17 protein-coding genes are annotated in these 17133 nt (G+C 70.7%); 9 read left to right on the forward strand and 8 right to left on the reverse strand.

Features of this window, described 5'->3' with window-relative positions; all coding sequences use genetic code 11:
- Nucleotides 1–32: 32 nt before the first annotated feature.
- The 3 genes from OG711_RS20350 to OG711_RS20360 all read left to right on the forward strand — a co-directional run bounded on the left by OG711_RS20350 (nt 33) and on the right by OG711_RS20360 (nt 3113).
- The gene (locus OG711_RS20350) at nt 33–713 is read left to right on the forward strand and encodes a TetR/AcrR family transcriptional regulator (protein ID WP_329559984.1); all 681 of its coding nucleotides are present in this window, start codon (nt 33–35) and stop codon (nt 711–713) included.
- 337 nt (nt 714–1050) lie between these two features.
- Nucleotides 1051–1662 (forward strand): dihydrofolate reductase family protein, encoded by a 612-nt coding sequence (locus OG711_RS20355; protein ID WP_329559985.1) that lies wholly within the window; start codon nt 1051–1053, stop codon nt 1660–1662.
- 62 nt (nt 1663–1724) lie between these two features.
- Complete coding sequence (locus OG711_RS20360) at nt 1725–3113, forward strand: serine hydrolase domain-containing protein (protein WP_073787273.1); 1389 nt, start codon at nt 1725–1727, stop codon at nt 3111–3113.
- Nucleotides 3114–3186: 73 nt separating this feature from the next.
- Here the strand turns inward: OG711_RS20360 and OG711_RS20365 are convergent, their stop codons facing one another.
- Both OG711_RS20365 and OG711_RS20370 read right to left on the reverse strand, forming a co-directional pair.
- On the reverse strand, nt 3187–3639 hold the full coding sequence (locus tag OG711_RS20365; protein WP_329559986.1) for a GNAT family N-acetyltransferase: 453 nt from the start codon (nt 3637–3639) through the stop codon (nt 3187–3189).
- Nucleotides 3640–3835: 196 nt separating this feature from the next.
- Complete coding sequence (locus OG711_RS20370; protein ID WP_099284359.1) at nt 3836–4300, reverse strand: MarR family winged helix-turn-helix transcriptional regulator; 465 nt, start codon at nt 4298–4300, stop codon at nt 3836–3838.
- Between the two features lie 143 nt (nt 4301–4443).
- Between OG711_RS20370 and OG711_RS20375 the strand changes: the two genes are divergently transcribed.
- Nucleotides 4444–5682, forward strand: a complete 1239-nt coding sequence (locus tag OG711_RS20375; RefSeq protein ID WP_329559987.1) for an MFS transporter — start codon at nt 4444–4446, stop codon at nt 5680–5682.
- Between the two features lie 113 nt (nt 5683–5795).
- On the opposite strand, the gene OG711_RS20380 is transcribed toward OG711_RS20375, so the two are convergent.
- Nucleotides 5796–6671, reverse strand: a complete 876-nt coding sequence (locus tag OG711_RS20380; RefSeq protein WP_329559988.1) for a GNAT family N-acetyltransferase — start codon at nt 6669–6671, stop codon at nt 5796–5798.
- A 778-nt stretch (nt 6672–7449) separates the two neighbouring features.
- Here OG711_RS20380 and OG711_RS20385 point away from each other — a divergent pair.
- The gene (locus OG711_RS20385; RefSeq protein WP_329559989.1) at nt 7450–9057 is read left to right on the forward strand and encodes a globin domain-containing protein; all 1608 of its coding nucleotides are present in this window, start codon (nt 7450–7452) and stop codon (nt 9055–9057) included.
- Between the two features lie 122 nt (nt 9058–9179).
- Here OG711_RS20385 and OG711_RS20390 read toward each other — a convergent pair whose 3' ends face one another.
- From OG711_RS20390 to OG711_RS20405, 4 genes are all read right to left on the reverse strand, one after another.
- Entirely contained in the window at nt 9180–9662 is a 483-nt protein-coding gene (locus OG711_RS20390) for an NUDIX domain-containing protein (RefSeq protein ID WP_073787285.1), read from the reverse strand.
- Nucleotides 9663–9728: 66 nt separating this feature from the next.
- Nucleotides 9729–10634: a LysR family transcriptional regulator gene (locus OG711_RS20395; RefSeq protein ID WP_266517739.1), complete on the reverse strand. Its 906-nt coding sequence runs from the start codon at nt 10632–10634 to the stop codon at nt 9729–9731.
- A gap of 263 nt (nt 10635–10897) precedes the next feature.
- Nucleotides 10898–12136: a cystathionine gamma-lyase gene (locus OG711_RS20400; protein WP_266517736.1), complete on the reverse strand. Its 1239-nt coding sequence runs from the start codon at nt 12134–12136 to the stop codon at nt 10898–10900.
- 207 nt (nt 12137–12343) lie between these two features.
- Entirely contained in the window at nt 12344–12724 is a 381-nt protein-coding gene (locus OG711_RS20405) for a phage holin family protein (RefSeq protein WP_073787291.1), read from the reverse strand.
- A 103-nt stretch (nt 12725–12827) separates the two neighbouring features.
- On the opposite strand from OG711_RS20405, the gene OG711_RS20410 reads away from it, so the two are divergent.
- The 4 genes from OG711_RS20410 (at nt 12828) to OG711_RS20425 (ending at nt 15279) form a co-directional block, all read left to right on the forward strand.
- Nucleotides 12828–13145 (forward strand): cupin domain-containing protein, encoded by a 318-nt coding sequence (locus tag OG711_RS20410; protein ID WP_073787293.1) that lies wholly within the window; start codon nt 12828–12830, stop codon nt 13143–13145.
- Between the two features lie 247 nt (nt 13146–13392).
- Complete coding sequence (locus tag OG711_RS20415) at nt 13393–13605, forward strand: DUF5326 family protein (RefSeq protein WP_073787295.1); 213 nt, start codon at nt 13393–13395, stop codon at nt 13603–13605.
- Between the two features lie 371 nt (nt 13606–13976).
- Entirely contained in the window at nt 13977–14741 is a 765-nt protein-coding gene (locus OG711_RS20420) for an IclR family transcriptional regulator (RefSeq protein WP_073787297.1), read from the forward strand.
- A 100-nt stretch (nt 14742–14841) separates the two neighbouring features.
- Nucleotides 14842–15279, forward strand: coding sequence for an SsgA family sporulation/cell division regulator (locus tag OG711_RS20425; RefSeq protein WP_073787299.1), 438 nt, complete (start codon nt 14842–14844; stop codon nt 15277–15279).
- A 132-nt stretch (nt 15280–15411) separates the two neighbouring features.
- On the opposite strand, the gene OG711_RS20430 is transcribed toward OG711_RS20425, so the two are convergent.
- Nucleotides 15412–17001: a YibE/F family protein gene (locus OG711_RS20430; protein WP_266517726.1), complete on the reverse strand. Its 1590-nt coding sequence runs from the start codon at nt 16999–17001 to the stop codon at nt 15412–15414.
- Nucleotides 17002–17133 lie beyond the last annotated feature (132 nt).

Consider the following 17133-nt stretch of genomic DNA (forward strand, 5'->3'; position numbering starts at 1 on the left):
TGTATCGATCGATGCGATGTACTGTGAGCGGCATGTTGGTGTGGGAGAGGCCGGAGCCGTCGAATCGTCCCGTGCCGGCGCCGTTGAGCCGGGAGCGGATCGTGCGAGCGGCGATCCAGCTGGCCGACGCGGACGGCCTGGACGCGGTGTCGCTGCGCAAGGTCGCCACCGTGCTGGATGTCCGTCCGATGCGGCTGTACGGCTACATCGACGGCAAGGAGGAGTTGCTCGACCTCATGGTCGACGCCGTCCACGCCGAGATCCGGCCGACCGGGGGCGGCTGGCGGGAGGTGCTCCGGTCTCTTGCCGAAGCCACCCGGCACGCCGCTCACGAGCACGAGTGGCTCGCCGATCTCCTGGGCGGCCGACCCCAGCTGGGGCCGCACGCGCTGGCCAGTGGCGAGGCCGTGGTGGCCGCGCTGGGTGACGTGGACGTGGACGTCGTCATGCCGGTGGTCGCCGCGGTCAACGCGTACGCGATCGGCGCGGTGCGCCGGGAGATCGCCGAACGGCGTGCCGAGCGGGCCACCGGGATGGACGAGAAGCGTTGGCAGGCCGCGCTCGGGCCCTATCTGGAGCGGACCTTCGCCACCGGCCGGTTCCCCGCGCTGGCCACGGTGGTGCGCGATGCCGCTCATCTGGACGCCGACCAGACCTTCCAGACCGGCCTCGACTTCCTGCTCGACGGTATTGAAGCCCGTATCTCCAGGTGACGCGCCTCGTGGCCGGAGGCCGTTCCGGTCCTGATCGGTCAGAGGTCGGGGGCGGCTGATCGGCCTGTTCGTCCACGCGTCCAGGAATCTCCACCGCTGTTGCCGGGTCCGCACTGCCATGAGCCGCAGGGGGACCGGCAGCGCGCGGCGCGCGCGGTGGTCGGCGATCCGCGCGTCGCCGTCGGCAGGTATCCGGGCGGTCCGCCGCACGCGGCACTGAGCGGCGGCTGATGAGGTGTTGCCACGCGCGGGCGGTGTTGAAGCATTGACACCACTTCAAGCTAAGTACTATGTTCGCATCACTTCAAGTGAAGTGCTTAGCGACCACGGGAGTCTTGTGCGTCAGTTGACCTACTGCATCGCCAGCAGCATCGACGGGTTCATCACCGCTCCGGACGGCGGCGACCCGACCGGGCCGGAGGGCTTCTGGCCCATTCCGGCGGACTACATCGAGCACCTGGTCGCGCACTACCCGGAGATCCTTCCCGTGGTCGCGCGGGAAGCGCTCGGGATCACGGCCGAAGGCACGCGCTTCGACACGGCGCTGGAGGGGCGGAAGACCTTCCAGATCGGGCTCGACGCCGGTGTCCCGGACGCGTACCCGCATCTGCGGCACCTGGTGTTCTCGCGCACGCTGAAGCAGACTCCCGGTTCCGCCGTGGAGATCGTCGCCGGCGACCCGGTGTCCCGGGTGCGGGAGTTGAAGCGGGAGGACGGCAAGGGCATCTGGCTCGTCGGCGGTTCGGAACTGGCCGGGGCGCTCTACCCCGAGATCGACGAGCTGCTCATCAAGCTCGCCCCGCTCACACTCGGCTCCGGAATGCCGCTGTTCTCACCGCGTACCCCCTTCGCCCCGGCCCATTTCACGCTGACGGACAGTGTGGTGCTGGGCAGCGGGTCGCTGTTCCTCACCTACCGTCGGCGCCGGGACGGGGAACAGGAGTCGTAGGCGAGGTCGGCCTCACAAGAAATGAACTCGACTCCACGGGCCGGAGCGGCTGGACTGGGAGGATGACAACACCTCCTGAACAGCTGCTTCCCGCCACCCGTCGCGCCTTGCTGCACCGCCTCGCGACCACCCAGAGCGAAGGCCGGGCGCCGTCGGTGGCCGCCGCCGTGGTGCGGGACGGCGAGATCGTCTGGGACGGCTCGCGTTCGGCGTCGGACGGCCAGGCGCCGGGTACGGACACCCAGTACCGGATCGGGTCGATCACCAAGACGTTCACCGCCGTGCTGATCCTGCGACTGCGGGACGAAGGTCTGCTGGACCTGGGGGACCCCCTGGAGAAGCACGTTCCAGGCACCGGAGCGGGTGAGGTGACCATCGCCCAGCTTCTCGCCCACGCCGGCGGCCTCGCCGCCGAGAGCCCCGGGCCCTGGTGGGAGCGCACCCCCGGGTCGTTGCGACCGCACCTCGCGGACATCCTGGGCGAGGAGCCGTTCCGTCATCCGTCCGGACGGGTCCACCACTACTCGAACCTCGGATACGCCTTGCTGGGCACCGTGGTGGAACGACTGCGCGGCGCGTCCTGGGAGGACGTGCTGCGCCGTGAGGTCCTGGAGCCGCTCGCCCTGCACCGGACCGCCGCACAGCCCTCGGCGCCGTACGCGGAGGCTTGGGCGGTGCATCCCTGGGCCGATGTGCTGCTGCCCGAACCCGTCGAGGACTACGGGCTGATGGCGCCGGCCGGTCAGCTGTGGTCGACCACGGCCGACCTCGCCCGCTTCGCCGTGTTCCTGTCCCGGGGCGACGACCGGGTGCTGAGCGCGGAGTCGGTACGGGAGATGCGGACCCCGGCGGCGCCCTCCGCGACGCGGGACCTCGCGTCAGGAGCGTCGTACGGCCTGGGGACGCAGGTGCTGCATATCGAGGGGCGGACGTTCGTCGGGCACGGGGGATCGGTGCCCGGGTTCCTCGCGGCACTGCTCACCAGCGTCGACGACGATCTCACCGCGGTGGTCCTGGCCAACTGCACCTCCGGTCCCGCCGTGTTCGTGGCAGCCGTGGATCTCGTACGGATCGTGGCCGAGGCCGAACCCCGTCCTCCGCAGCCGTGGCGTCCGCTGCGCGAGGTGGATCAGGGACAACTGGAGCTGACCGGCCCCTGGTACTGGGGCCCGTCCCCCTACGCGCTGCGCCTCGCGGCGGAGGGCGGTCTCGTACTGGACTCGCTGACCGCGGCCGGACGCGGGTCCCCCTTCCTGGCTCAGGAGGACGGCACCTGGCTTGGCCTGGAGGGCTATTTCGCGGGTGAGGTCCTGCGGGCCGTACGGCGCCCCGACGGCTCGCCGAGTCATCTCGACATCGGGTCGTTCGTCTTCACCCGGGAGCCGTACGACGCGGGGGCGCCCGTGCCGGGCGGGGTGGACCCCGAAGGGTGGCGCGGGCTCAAGCAGTAGCCGGCCTGTGCCCTCCCTCGGCCCGTCGCGCGGTGCGCTGTTCCACGTGAAACAGCGCACCGCCCGCGGTTGCTCAGAGGGCGAGCTTGAACCCGACGTGTGATGCCTGGAAGCCGAGCCGCTCATAGAAGCGATGGGCGTCTGCCCGGGTCGCATCGGAGGTGAGCTGGACCAGCCGGCAGCCCTGGCGGCGGGATTCCTCCACCGCCCATTCGATCAGCCGCGTTCCGAGCCCGCTGCCGCGCTCGTCGGCGTGGACCCGGACGGCCTCGATCACCGAGCGAACGGCGCCCTTGCGGGACAGTCCGGGGATGACGGTGAGCTGAAGGGTGCCCACGACCCGGTCCGCGCGGACGGCCACCATCAGATGCTGGTTGGGGTCGTCGGCGAGCCGCTGATGGGCGGCGAGGTACGGCGTGAGGTCGTCCGGGGACTCCCGCTGGGCGCCGAGCGGGTCATCGGCCAGCATGTCCACGATGGCCTGGATGTCGGCGGCACCGGCCGGACGTATGTCGAGGTCGTTCATGCGGCGAGCCTAGAACCTGTCGTACGGGGACCGGTTGGTGCCGTTGGCCGCGTGGGTGCAGGTGTCCCGGAGGCGCGGTCGGGCGCCCGGTGCGGGTGGGTGAGGCAGCTGGATGGTGGCGGCAGCTGGGTGGTGCGGGCCTGCGAGTGGGGAGGCGGGCGCGCGGGAGACCGGTGGGCGGGCGGCCGGGCCCGGGCTATACCGCTTCCGGGGTGCGGACGGCCTCCACCGCCCGGACCAGGGGCGCCAGCTCCGGGTTCTCGGCGGCGGTACCGAGTGCCTCCCGCAGGGCGTGGTCATGGGTGGGGCGGGCCTCGGCCAGCAGCGCGCTCCCCGCCTCGCTGACTTCGGTGTAGATGCCGCGCCGGTCCGTGGGGCACAGATAGCGGTTGAGCAGGCCCCGGTTCTCCAGCCGGGTCACCAGTCGGGTGGTGGCGCTCTGGCTGAGCACGACGGCCTCCGCTACCTGCTTCATCTGGAGATGCCCACCGGGGCCGTCGTACTGCCGGCTCAGCGTGTTCAGCAGCGAGTACTCGCGCACGCTGAGGTCGTGTCCGGCCTGGAGCGCGTGCTCGATATGGGTCTCGATCCTGCCGTGCAGCAGGGAAAGCGCGCACCAGCCCTGGGCGAGGGCGGTCGGCGCGGGGTCCGTGACGTTCATGGCGGTGGTTTCTCCGTCCCGAGCGGCTGACCCCAGGATAGGGCAGCCATGCAATAGCCCGCGCTTGCAAATATAACGCGTCTGCAATTAATGTGGACGCCTGTTAAGTGTGCCTGCAAGTAGTAGGGAAGGTCGACGTTCTCATGCCACTCGCGATTCTGGCCCTGGCCATCGGGGCCTTCGGCATCGGCACCACCGAGTTCGTGATCCTCGGGCTGCTCCCCGAGGTCGCGGCCGACTACGGCGTCTCGATTCCCACCGCAGGCCATCTGGTGTCGGGATACGCCGTCGGGGTGCTGCTCGGCGCCCCGCTGATGACCGCGCTGGGCACCAAGATCCCCCGGAAGCGGATGTTGATGGCCCTGATGGGGCTGTTCATCGTGGGCAATCTGGTCTCGGCGCTGGCGCCCGTCTTCGGTCTGATGCTGACCGGACGCGTGATCGCCTCACTCACCCATGGGGCGTTCTTCGGCATCGGCGCGGTCGTCGCCGCGGAACTGGTCGCGCCGCACAAGAAGGCCGGGGCCATCGCGATGATGTTCACCGGGCTCACCCTCGCCAATGTGATCGGGGTGCCGCTCGGGACGTACATCGGGCAGACGGCCGGGTGGCGGGTGACGTTCGTGCTGGTCGCCGCGCTCGGCGTGGTGGGCCTTCTCGGCGTGGCGAAGCTCGTACCGGACCTGCCCCGGCCCGAAGGCGTACGACTGCGCCATGAGCTGACCGCACTGCGCGATCCTCAGGTACTGCTGGCCATGGCGATGACCGTGCTGGGCTTCGGCGGGGTCTTCGCGGCCATCACCTACATCGCTCCGATGATGACGGAGACCGCGGGATTCGCCGACTCCTCGGTGACCTGGCTGCTCGTGCTGTTCGGTGTCGGGATGGTCGGCGGCAATCTGGTCGGCGGCCGGTTCGCGGACCGGGCGCTGATGCCCATGCTCCTGGTGTCGCTGGGCGCCCTCGCCCTGGTGCTCGCCCTGTTCACCGTGACCGCGCACCACAAGGCCGCCGCCGCGGTGACCGTCACCCTGGTCGGCGCCCTCGGCTTCGCCACGGTGCCGCCGTTGCAGAAGCGGGTTCTCGACCATGCCCAGGGAGCGCCGACCCTCGCCTCCGCCGTCAACATCGGTGCCTTCAACCTCGGCAACGCCCTCGCGGCGTGGCTCGGCGGGCTGACGATCTCGGCGGGCCTCGGCTACACCTCACCGAACTGGGTGGGCGCCCTGCTCGCCCTGGCCGCGTTGGTCCTCGCGCTGGTGTCCGCCTTGCTGGAGCGGCGGACCGGCGCACCGAGCCGTACAGCGACGGGTTCGGTCAGGGGGACGCCCGCAAGCGATGAGCCGGCCGATCCGGCGGCAAGGGCGGCCGTGCGGGGGTGAACGCGTGATCTCGCGATCGGTCGGCCGACATGGGCGGTCCGTGTGGTGAGGTGCCTCAGCCGCCCGGTCGGCGGATGTGCCGACCGGGCGGCTCAAGCAGATGCCGGGGGCTGTCAGGCGGCCGCTACGGTCACCGGGGCGAACCGCCGGGTCCAGTCGCCGGGCAACGCCGCGAGACCATAGGTCATCACGGCATTGCTGAACGCCAGGGTGAGCCCCTGCGCACGGAGCCAGGCCAGCAGTTCCTCGTGCCGTACGTCCACATCGATACGCAGCGGTCGTGCCGCGCCCGCCGCGAGTGAGGTGATGAGGGCCTGGGCGGTTTCCGTGTCACGGGCGATCAGGGGGCCGATGACGTCGGTGTCGGTGTTGGGCCAGATGCCCGCGTACCCGATGATCCGGCCGTTGTCCTCGGCCACCCGGAGCCGGTCCGTGAACGCGGGAAGGCGCGCGACCACATGCGTACGGTCCGACCCGAACACCTCACCGTCGAGCCGCAGGATCGTCGACAGATCCTCGCCCGTGGCCGGCCGGGTGCGCACACGGGGGGTCGGCCCGGCGGCGACGAAGGTGCCTCGCACGGTGTTGACCTGGCCCACCGAGGTGAAGCCCAACTCCTCGTAGAGCGGCTGCCCGTTCGCGGTGGCGTGCAAGGTGAGTGGTGTCGACCCCGCCTCCTCCAGGACGTAGCGCATCAGACGGCGTCCCAGCCCCCGGCGGCTGTAGCGCTCCGCGACGAGGACCATGCCGATCGCCTGGAGGTCGGGGCGGCCGGGAGGGCCGTACGACGTCACCACGCAGGCGCCGGCGAGGCCTTCGCCGTCTGGGGCGTCGATGCCGTACCCCCTGCCTGCTGTCAGGAGGTGTCCCCACTTGTGGTCTTCCCGCGGCCAGTCGCGGTCTTGTGAGAGGTCGGAGCAGAGCGTGGTGTCCCTGGGGGTCAGTCGGCGGACGGGGAGCGCGGAGAGGGAAAGGGAAGGTGTCGACACGCTGGTCAGGCTGTCTGACGTACCCCCCTGGCGTCCACCGCTTTGGCGGCACTCGCCCGGAACTTTCGGCCACTGCGGTGAGTCCCGGGCTCTGAAGGCGTGCGGCGCGGCAGGGGCAAGGCGCCTGCGCAGGGCGTGGTTTCACGTGAAACGTGCCGCACGAACGGACGGGGGCAGGTGTCCGATGCGGGGGTGCCGGGGGTGAGGGCGCTCACGGTCCGTATCCGTTTCAGGTGCTGAATCCCGGTCAGGAGTGCTCTGGAGCCGTGGTGCTGAGGGGTTCCGAGGGAACTCAAGCCGCTTTTCCGGGCGGCTCGGAGCGAATGCGGGAGATACGGACTGTCGATATCTGATGGGTAGGAACAGGTGCGGGTTGCCTGTTCGGGGAAGGAATTCATTTACCGTGCGAGAGGGAATTCCGTTGACGTGCAGGGTACTTGTGCGTTCGGCCGCTACCGGTATCGTCGACTCCGGATCGTGTTCGACGGACCGCGCTCCGTTGCGTCACCGGGGGGAGCGGGGCGGGGCAGCTTAGCCGCAGCAGGGGACCGGCGTCCCGTACTTCACGCTTTGCGCCCATACGGAAATCCTTGGGTGGGAAGCTGCTATGTGATGACTGCGGTCAATGTCACACTTTGGCCCAACTCGTCCGGCCTGGTAGGGAACCGCGGTTCAATGAGCACGGCGTGGACCGATGGGCACAGTACGGGGACAGCGGCGACTTCCGATCAGAGAAGTACGCGGATCGACCGAAAGATGCTTGAGGCGAGGCAGAGAAATGGATGCTCCGACCACCATGTCGGCCAATGGCACTTCCGGTGAGGACGACGACGAGCCGGGAGGCGGTTGGTTCTCGTCACGAACGCCCCCTGAGCCGGTGTCCGAGGAGGTCCCGGCCTCGGACCGGCCCCGTATCGCCGCGCTCCGACCGGTCGGCAGAAGCGCCCGTCCCGTACCGCCATCCGGCCGTCCCGCACCGGAACCCGCACCGGAACCGGCGGACGAGCCTGGGTCCGGCCAGGCGTCCGACCCGGTGGTGGACCCGGGGCCGGTCCCCGCGACGGAGCCGGACCGTGCGCGAATAGCCATCGGTTCCGCCGCCGCTCCGGCCGCTCCGGATCTGTTCGCCACCCTCAAGCCCGTCCCCGCACCGATGCCACCGTCCCGCGTCGGACGGGACCGGCTCGTGCCCGCCGGTGGGTCCGGAGACCTCGGGGTCCCCGGGGGAACCGGCCCGGCCGGACCCACGGGTCCGGCGGACGCCGTCCCGCCCTCCCCCGACGCCGTGCACGTCCGTCGGACCATGGAGGAGATCGAGCCGATCGCCGACAAGGTCACCTCGTACTTCTACGCACTGCTCTTCCTCCGGCACCCGGATCTGCGGTCCTTGTTCCCCGCGGCGATGGACACCCAGCGGGACCGGATCCTCAAGGCGCTGCTGACCGCCGCCGAGCACATCGACAACACCGATGTCCTGGTGGAGTACCTCCAGAACCTCGGGCGCGGGCATCGCAAGTACGGCACTCGCCCCGAGCACTACCCGGCGGTCGGTGAGGCGCTGATCGGCGCGCTGTCGAGCCATGCGACCGACTCATGGGGCGAGGAGTGCCAGGCGGCCTGGGTCCGTACCTATACGACGATCTCGCAGATCATGATCGACGCGGCCGCCGCCGACGAACTGCGCGCGCCCGCCTGGTGGTACGCCGAGGTGGTGTCGCACGAGCTGCGGACCCCGGACATCGCTGTCATCACCGTCCGCCCCGATCAGCCCTATCCCTTCCTGGCGGGCCAGTACGCCGGTGTGGAGACGCCCTGGTGGCCCCGGGTCTGGCGGCACTACTCCTTCGCGTCGGCCCCACGCGCCGACGGGCTGCTGTCCTTCCATGTGAAGGCCGTCCCGGCGGGCTGGGTCTCCAACGCCCTGGTGCACCGGGCGCGTCCGGGCGATGTGCTGAGACTGGGCCCGCCCACCGGGTCGATGACCGTCGACCACACCACCCGCAGCGGGCTGCTGTGCGTGGGCGGGGGAACCGGGATCGCTCCGATCAAGGCCCTGGTCGAGGATGTCGCCGAGCACGGGGCCCGCCGGTCCGTCGAGGTCTTCTACGGAGCCCGCACCGATATCGATCTCTATGACATCGACACCATGCTGAGGCTCCAGCAGGCGCACCCCTGGCTCTCGGTCCGCCCCTTCATCGACGCCGAGGCACACCGCCAGCTTCCCGACGCGGTCCGGGAGTTCGGTCCCTGGTACGAGTACGACGCCTATCTGTCCGGACCGCCGGGGATGATCCGCAGCGGTGTCCACGCGCTGCGGGACACCGGGGTCCCGGTCAGCCGCATACGGCACGACTCCGTGGAGGAACTGGTCGCGGCGGGCTCCTGAACCGACCGCGCCAAGCCGTCCCGTCCCTCGACCCCGTACCCGGCCCCGGACCCGACGCCAAGCCCCGACGCGACCTCGCCGCTGGCCCCGTGCCGACGCGAGTCCGGCCCCGGTGCCGCAGCTCAGGCCAGGTCAGGTGCGTGCATGGCGCGTACGCCTTCGATGTTGCCGTCCAGGTAGTGCCGTAGCGACAGCGGTACGAGATGCACCGAGGCGATCCCGACCCGGGTGAACGGCACCCGTACGATCTCGTACTCCCCGCAGGGCTCGTCGATCTCGGGGCCGTGCCGGAGGGAGACGTCCATCGACGCCAGTCGGCAGACGAAGAAGTGCTGCACCTTCACTCCGGTCGCGCCGCCGTCCTCGCCGATGTGCTCGACGGTGTCCACGAAGCAGGGGACGACATCGGTGATCTTGGCGCCGAGCTCCTCATGGACCTCGCGGTGCAGGGCGTCGACGACGGTGGCATCGCTGGTTTCCACCCCGCCACCGGGGGTGAGCCAGTACGGGTCGACCCCGGGCTTGGTCCGCTTGATCAGGACCAGGTCGTCGCCGTCGAGCAGGATGGCGCGGGCGGTGCGTTTGACCACGGGGCGGACCTTCATGGGGGAAATGTGGCCCGGCTGGTTCCACGTGAAACATCGCATGCCGATCACGGTGTCCCGACCCGCTCAGTCCCAGCCTGTTCCGGCTCGCAGCAGCCACTCATGGGCCCGGGCGATATGCGGCATGGACAGGGTCCCCGTGCGCACCACCAGGAAGTAGGTGCGCAGGGGCGGTACCGCAGGTTCCAGCAGGGCGACCACCTCTCCACGGGCCAGCGCCGGGGCGGTGAGATAACGGGGTACGACCGCGAGGCCGGCCCCCGCCCGGGCGCAGGACAGAACGGCCCGCAGATCGGGGACCACCACCGTGCCCGAGGCGGCTGGGACCGCGTCGAAGACGGTGGCCCAGTAGCGGGTCACGAAGGGCAGGGACTCATGGACCTCGACCACGGGCAGGTGCGCCAAGGCCTGGACGCCCTTGCGGCGCAGCCGGCCGGGGCCGAGCCGGGCGGCCCAGCGGGGAGCCGCGATCAGTACATGCTCCTCGTCGCACAGCGCCGTCGCGGTGAGCAGGCTGCCGCGCGGCCGGGCTGTCGAGATGGCCAGATCGTGGTGCCCGGCGGCGAGACCCTCCAGGGAGTCCTCGGCGGTGCCGAAGGAGGCGCGTAGCGCGAAGCTCCGGCCGTCCTGTCCGGTCATGGTGGCCAGCGAGGGGAGTGCGCGCTCGGCGATGAACTCGGGCGGGCCCACGAGATGGAGGGTCCGGGGTGTGTACTCCCCGTCCAGCCCTGTCTCGGCGATCTCGGCCAGGGCGTCGAGATGGGGGGCGGCCTTGTGGGCCAGTTCGTCACCGATGGACGTGGGGGTGACACCGCGCGCCTGGCGCAGGAACAGGGGTCGGCCGAGCTGGCGTTCCAGCGTCCGGATCTGTGAGGTGACGGCGGGCTGCGAGAGTCCGAGCAGGGCGGCGGCCCGGGTGAAGGAACCCGCCCGGTGCACGGTCACGAAGGTGCGCAGCAGAGCCAGGTCCATCGTGCGCCTCCTCCGGTCCCCGTGGTGATCGGACGGCCCACTATAAATATGTCGATAGGTCGCTGTCGCTACGGTGATTGGACACCGACACAGGGTCAACTAGCCTTGGTCGCGCGGTTCTTCGCGCGTTGAACCGCGACCGGCGGTCCGAGCCACGAGGGGGGAGGCTCGGGCCGTCCGCTCCGTCCAGGGCCCTACGGACGTACGTGTATGGGGCGCGGCGCGGGCCCGGCGCCGTCGCGCCGGGCCAGGGAACGCAGCTGTCAGTCGGCCAGGTGGTCCAGGGCGCGCAGGATGTCCCGTACCAGGTCATCGGGGTCCTCGATGCCGACGGAGAGCCGGATGAAACCCTCCGGAACGGGGTCCCCGCCCCAGCGGCGACGGCGTTCCGCGGTGGAGCGGACCCCGCCGAAACTGGTGGCGTCGTCGACCAGGGTCAGCGCGCCGAGAAAGCGCTCGGCGTGCTCACGGGACGGCAGGGTGAAGGACACCACACAGCCGAAGCGCCGCATCTGACGGGCGGCGACGGGGTGCGCGGGATCGTCGGGCAGGCCCGGATAGCGCAGCCCGGACACCTCGGGCCGGGTCCGCAGCGCTTCGGCGACCGTGAGCGCGGTCGTGCACTGCCGGTCCGCGCGGAGCTGGAGCGTGGCCAGCGAACGGTGCGCCAGCCAGGCCTCCATGGGGCCGGGGATCGCACCGATGATCTTGCGCCAGCGGCGTACGGCGGTGGCGGTCGCGCTGTCACGGCACGAGACATAGCCGAGCAGGACATCGCCGTGCCCGGTCAGCTGCTTGGTGGCGCTGGCCACGGAGAAGTCCGCGCCGAGCTCCAGCGGGCGCTGGCCCAGTGGGGTCGCCAGGGTGTTGTCGACGGCGACCAGGGTGCCCTGGGCGTGCGCGGTGTCGATCATCCGGCGCAGATCGCAGACGTCGAGCCCGGGGTTCGACGGCGTCTCGATCCAGAGCAGCCGTGCCCCGTCGAGGACATCGAGCTGGGCGTCCCCGGCGGTCGGCGCGGTCCGCACCTCGATGCCGTACGCGGTGAGCTGTTCCCGGACGAGCGGCAGGACCTGGTAGCCGTCGGCGGGCAGGACCACGGTGTCCCCCGCGCGCAGCTGGGAGAAGAGGGTCGCCGAGATCGCGGCCATGCCCGAGGCGAACACCAGCGTCTCGGCGGGCCCGCCGTCCGCGCTCTCCCCCGCGGTCGCGGCGTCCGGGCCGGGTTGGCCGGCCACCCCGAAGGGGGCCTCCAGCTCGCTGATGGCCCGCTCCAGCAGGGTCCAGGTGGGGTTCTCGTCCCGTCCGTAGCGGTACGGGCCCGTCGCGTCGCCCGGCAGATGGAAGTGCGCGGCGAACACGGGCCCGGGGAGCGCGGGCTCATGCTTCACGGGGTCCGGCAGCCCGGCCCGTACCGCGCGTGTGCCGTCCCCGGCCGGGACCTGTCCCGTACCGCCCGCCGCGTCCCGGGCCGGAGTCCGTCCCGTACCGTCCGCTGCCATCCCGAACCGCCTTCCTCGCTGTACTGCGGCGTTCCACCGCCCGGGTAGCCGCCGTGAGCGGGTTCCCGCCCGCGGTCCCGGGCGCCGCCGGACACGGCACGCGTCCGCCGACGCCTCCGCCACCAGGGTCGGTCATGTCGGGGCGGGACGGGACGGCGGGGGTGGTGGCACCCCGCCGGACGCACGGCCGGGCCGGACGGGCCGGGGTCAGCTCTTGTCGTCGGGCAGGACGACGTTCAGCGCCCAGGACACGATGGAGATGATCAGCGCACCGAGCACGGCGGTCCAGAAGCCCTCGACATGGAAGCCGACGTCCAGCAGGTCGGCGACCCAGGAGGTGAGCAGCAGCATCAGGGCGTTCACGATCAGTGTGATCAGCCCGAGGGTGAGAATGAACAGGGGGAAGGTCAGGATCTGCACCACAGGCTTGACGAGGATGTTCACCAGGCCGAAGATCAGCGCGACGACGATCAGCGTGAGCGCCCTGGCGCCCGTGCTGTCGCCGGTGAGGGTGATCTTGTCCAGCAGCCAGATCGCGACGGCCAGGGCCCCCGCGTTGGCGATCGTCTTGACCAGAAAATTCATCATGTGTCTGATCGTGACAGACGCGCCCGGCGGTTGACCCGGCGCGGAGGAGAACGCGGGCATCGCGGGGGCGGCTCCCGGAGCGGACAAGGACGGACAGAGGACCATGAAGGCATTCCGGCTGGAAGAGCTGGAGATCGAGCGGGCCACGAACGACGGGGCGTATCTCCAGTTCCTGCGCGAGCGGAACATGTCGGTCGGCCTCTACGCGCTGGACGCGGGTGCGGCCGATCCGCAGCAGCCGCACGGCCAGGACGAGGTGTACTTCGTGGTGAGCGGACGGGCGTCGATCACCGTGGGGATGGAGACGACCCTGGTGGCCCGGGGCAGCGTGGTCTACGTACCGGCGGGGGTCCCGCACAAGTTCCACCACATCACCGAGGACCTGCGGGTGATGGTGGTCTTCTCCCCACCGGAAGGCTGAGCTCCGTTCTCGGGGTTCCGTCAGGGTGCGGTCAGGGGAGGACAAGGGCTCCGCGGCGTCCGCCCGGCGCTCACGCGTCCTAGCATCGAAGGCACGTACCAGGGGACCCGTCCCTCCCGGGACGCCCGTCCGCACCGGTCGTGCGGCGGCCGGGCGGGCCGGACACCGGGTCCCGACCGGGTACGGGCCGGGTACGGGCCGGTGCGGCGCTGCCGAAGGACGGCGCGCGAAGTGGAAGGACAGGACTGTGCGGGAGATCTTCGCGGGCATGCCGTGGTGGGTGAAATGGGTCGTGGTGCCGGTCGTCGCGCTGTTCGTGTTCGGCGGACTGATCGTCGGGGTGCTCTCGGTCCTCGTCGGCCTGCTCTTCAAGGCGCTGGCGCTGGTCGCGGCCGTGGCCGGGCTGATCTACGTCGTGCGGAAGTTCACGGCGTCGACATCCGCACGGAGCGGTTGGTAGGCCGCGGCGGTCGGTAGTCCTGGCGGTTCGGTAGTCCTGGCGGTTCGGTGGTCAGGGCGGCTCGGTAGCACGGGCGGCTCGGTGAACAGGGCCGCTGGTGGCCCGCGGTGGCCATAGTCCGGGGCGGCAGGTCAGGCCCGGGCCACAGGTGGGCCGGGGCGGCAGGCATGCCTGGGCCACAGGTGGGCCGGGGTGCTCGGGGGTCCGGGACCGCTCGTCGGCCGGACCGGAATCGGGCGGGACGGCCGGACACGCCGGTACGCGCCGGTGGCCGTGGTCCCCCGGCAGAGGGAAGTTTGCCCTCCGGGGAGGATAGTCCGGATCGGACGACTAGAGTCCGGTTGGACCTCCAATCGCCACGGGAGTGTGCCTTGGCCCCGGTTGATCCAGCTCCGACCCTGATCGGCTCCGTCCAGCGTGCCCTGCGATTGCTGGAGGCGGCGGCCGGGCATCCGGGCGGCGCGCCCGCCAAGCAACTGGCGCGCGAGGCCGAGGTCGCGCTCCCCACCGCGTACCACCTGCTGCGCACGCTCGCCCATGAGGGCTATGTCCGCCGGGACCGCGGGGTCTATCTGCTGGCGGAGGCGGCCGAGAGGCTGGGCGGTGCGGCGGTTCAGCAGAATCGTCGCGGCATGATCAACGACGCGCTCGCGTACTGCCGTGACACCCTCGGCGCGCCCGTGTACCTCGCGGTGTACCGCGAAGGGGAGATCGAGATCGTCGCGGTGGCCGACACCCCCGCGCATCCCGCGGTCGAGGAGTGGGCCGACTTCCGGGAGACGGGGCACGCCCACGCGATCGGCCAATGCCTGCTGTCACAGCTCGGGGAGAAGGCGCGCCGCGATCATCTGGACCGGCATCCGATCCAGTACGTGACGCCGTACTCGGTGCGCAGCGAGGACGCCTTTCTGCGACGGCTGGCCGCGGTCGACCGGATGCAACCGGTTCTGGAGCATCAGGAGTACGCGCTAGGCACGGTGTGCGCGGCGATTCCGCTCATGGCCGGGAACACCGCGATGGCCATCGGATTCTCGCTGCCGACGCATCAAGAGGAACGATTGCTTCCGACGCTGGCACGATTGGAGCGGGAGGTCGGAAAGCTACTAGGGACACTCGGTTTCTCTATCAGCATCTGAAAACTCACTCCTTGTGATCTGTCGTGTACGTTAAGCAAGATGCCATCAGTGTCAGGGGGATGATTCCTGGCCAAGTCGACGCCACACGACGGGGTAGCCAATGCGCGAGTCGGTACAGGCAGAGGTCATGATGAGCTTTCTCGTGTCCGAGGAGCTCGCGTTCCGCATTCCCGTGGAGCTCGGCTACGAGGCCGCTGATCCGTATGCCGTGCAGCTCACTTTCCATCTTCCCGGTGACGCTCCCGTGAGTTGGACGTTCGGACGGGAACTGCTGGTCGACGGGGTGGCGGGACCCTGCGGGGACGGGGATGTGCATATCGCGCCGGATGATCCGGAGTTGCTGAGCGATGTCCTCATCACCCTTCAGGTCGGCACGGAGCAGGCCGTGTTCCGGGCCGGGGTCGCTCCCCTGATCGCCTTCCTGGACCGTACGGACAAGCTCGTTCCGCTGGGTCAGGAGCGGTCGATGGCCGGATTCGACTCCCTGTTGGACCAGGCGCTGGACCGGATTCTGGCGGAGGAACAGAGCGCGGGCTGACGTCCCGGGCGGGTCGTCAACCGTGAAGTGGTCCGCTCCGGAGGTTTACGCCCGCCGTTCCTGTTGCCGAACGCGGTCCCGGTGCGCGGCCGGCCGGGGCGGCGCGGTGGTGCGGCGGGGTGGTGCGGCGGGTCACTTCTTGCGGCGGCGGCCGCGCCCCGTGGGGGACGGAACGGTCCGTGCGGGAAGGGGCGTCGGAGGCTCCCGGTCCGCGGAGACGACCAGCGCCGCCAGGGCCGTCGTCACCGGGACCGACGCGACCAGCCCGATGGAGCCGACCAGCGTCCGTACGATCTCCTCGGCCACCAACTCGCTGTTGGCGACGGTACCGACCCCGCTCTGCGCGATCGAGAACAGCAGCAGCAGCGGCAGCGCGGCGCCCGCGTACGCCAGGACGAGCGTGTTGACGACCGACGCGATGTGATCCCGGCCGATCCGGATGCCCGCGAGGTACAGCGCCCGGCGGCTCATCGTCGGATCGGCCTGACGCAGCTCCCACACCGCCGAGGTCTGGGTGACCGTGACATCGTCGAGGACACCGAGCGACCCGATGATCACCCCCGCCAGCAGCAGCCCGCTCATGTCGATCGACGGATACAGGCCGTGGATGAGCCCCGTGTTGTCGTCGGTGTCGCCCGAGAGCGCGGCCCATCCGATGAACAGCGACCCCAGCAGCCCGATCAGCAGCAGCGACACCAGGGTGCCGAGAACGGCCACCGAGGTCCGGGCGGTCAGGCCATGGCACATATAGAGCGCGATGAGCATGATCGCGCTGGCCCCGACCACCGCCACCACCAGCGGGTTCGAGCCCTGGAGGATCGCGGGCAGGATGAAGAACGTCAGCACGAGGAAGCTCACGGCGAGCGCGATCAGCGCCATCAGTCCGCGCAGCCGGCCGACCGCGACCACCGCGAGCGCGAACAGCCCGGCGAGCAGGGCCATCGGCAGCCGCCGGTTCACATCGGTCACCGAGTACTGGAGGTCCTGGGGCGCGTCGGGGGCGTACGCGACGATCACCTGCTGCCCCGAGGTCAGCTTCCGGGTCGCGTCCGGCTGCACGATCTCCGTGAACGTCCGGCCCTTGTCGGGGCCCGTGGTCACCTCGACCGTCGCCTTGCCGCAGTCGCCGGTCGCCCGCTGCTGCGCCGAACTGCCCTCGGCCGTCGAGGTGTCACCGGTCGGCGGGACCGCGCCCACGTTCACCGACTTGCAGTCGACCCGGTCGACCTTGGTGACGGTCGCCTGTTGGGTCTGCCGGTCGAAACCCACACCCGTGCGCTCATGTCCGGGCGTCCCCCCGGGCCACAGCACCGCGAGACCCACCACCACGGCCGCCGCGAAGGGGATGAGCACCGCCGCGATGATCCGGCGCAGCCGCGCGGACACGGGAGCCGCCGGACCGTGCGAGTGGGAGTGACCGTGCCCGCCGTGCCCATGACCACCGTGACCGTGCCCCCCGTGCCCGGCCCCCGTCCCGCCGTGCCCGGGTCCGCCGTGCTCCGGTGCGCTGTGCTGCGGGGAGCCGTGCCCGGGACCGGACCGGCCGCCGCCCGGGCCTCCGTACCCGGCGGGCCCCTGGTCGCCCGGTCCGTGTCCGCCGGGTCCGGCGCCCGGCGGATGCCCGTGTTCCGGGGCGTACGGGGGTGACCCATGTGCCGCTCCGGGGAACGGCGTCCGGGGCGGACCGGGGGGCGGGACGGGGGGCTGCGGCGTCGTGGTCACCGCCCGATCATCGCAAGAACGACCGGGGCCCACTGTTCAGCACGCCAGATATGACGCTAGCGTGGAGGCACCTTTGTACACGCGGGAGCTCGGAGCACCGGGCTGAGAGGGCGCTGACCTCCGCTGACGGAC

It is taken from the genome of Streptomyces uncialis (assembly GCF_036250755.1).
In the GTDB taxonomy this organism is placed as follows: domain Bacteria; phylum Actinomycetota; class Actinomycetes; order Streptomycetales; family Streptomycetaceae; genus Streptomyces; species Streptomyces uncialis.

What these genes read in the sequence shown, in the direction of transcription:
- OG711_RS20370 (WP_099284359.1), bottom strand. Translation starts at nt 4,300, where the DNA reads ATGAACGTCACGGACCCCGCGCCGACCGCCCTCGCCCAGGGCTGGTGC.
- OG711_RS20385 (WP_329559989.1), top strand. Translation starts at nt 7,450, where the DNA reads ATGGATGCTCCGACCACCATGTCGGCCAATGGCACTTCCGGTGAGGAC.
- OG711_RS20375 (WP_329559987.1), top strand. Translation starts at nt 4,444, where the DNA reads ATGCCACTCGCGATTCTGGCCCTGGCCATCGGGGCCTTCGGCATCGGC.
- OG711_RS20400 (WP_266517736.1), bottom strand. Translation starts at nt 12,136, where the DNA reads ATGGCAGCGGACGGTACGGGACGGACTCCGGCCCGGGACGCGGCGGGC.
- OG711_RS20395 (WP_266517739.1), bottom strand. Translation starts at nt 10,634, where the DNA reads ATGGACCTGGCTCTGCTGCGCACCTTCGTGACCGTGCACCGGGCGGGT.
- OG711_RS20350 (WP_329559984.1), top strand. Translation starts at nt 33, where the DNA reads ATGTTGGTGTGGGAGAGGCCGGAGCCGTCGAATCGTCCCGTGCCGGCG.
- OG711_RS20365 (WP_329559986.1), bottom strand. Translation starts at nt 3,639, where the DNA reads ATGAACGACCTCGACATACGTCCGGCCGGTGCCGCCGACATCCAGGCC.
- OG711_RS20410 (WP_073787293.1), top strand. Translation starts at nt 12,828, where the DNA reads ATGAAGGCATTCCGGCTGGAAGAGCTGGAGATCGAGCGGGCCACGAAC.
- OG711_RS20425 (WP_073787299.1), top strand. Translation starts at nt 14,842, where the DNA reads ATGCGCGAGTCGGTACAGGCAGAGGTCATGATGAGCTTTCTCGTGTCC.
- OG711_RS20390 (WP_073787285.1), bottom strand. Translation starts at nt 9,662, where the DNA reads ATGAAGGTCCGCCCCGTGGTCAAACGCACCGCCCGCGCCATCCTGCTC.
- OG711_RS20360 (WP_073787273.1), top strand. Translation starts at nt 1,725, where the DNA reads ATGACAACACCTCCTGAACAGCTGCTTCCCGCCACCCGTCGCGCCTTG.
- OG711_RS20405 (WP_073787291.1), bottom strand. Translation starts at nt 12,724, where the DNA reads ATGATGAATTTTCTGGTCAAGACGATCGCCAACGCGGGGGCCCTGGCC.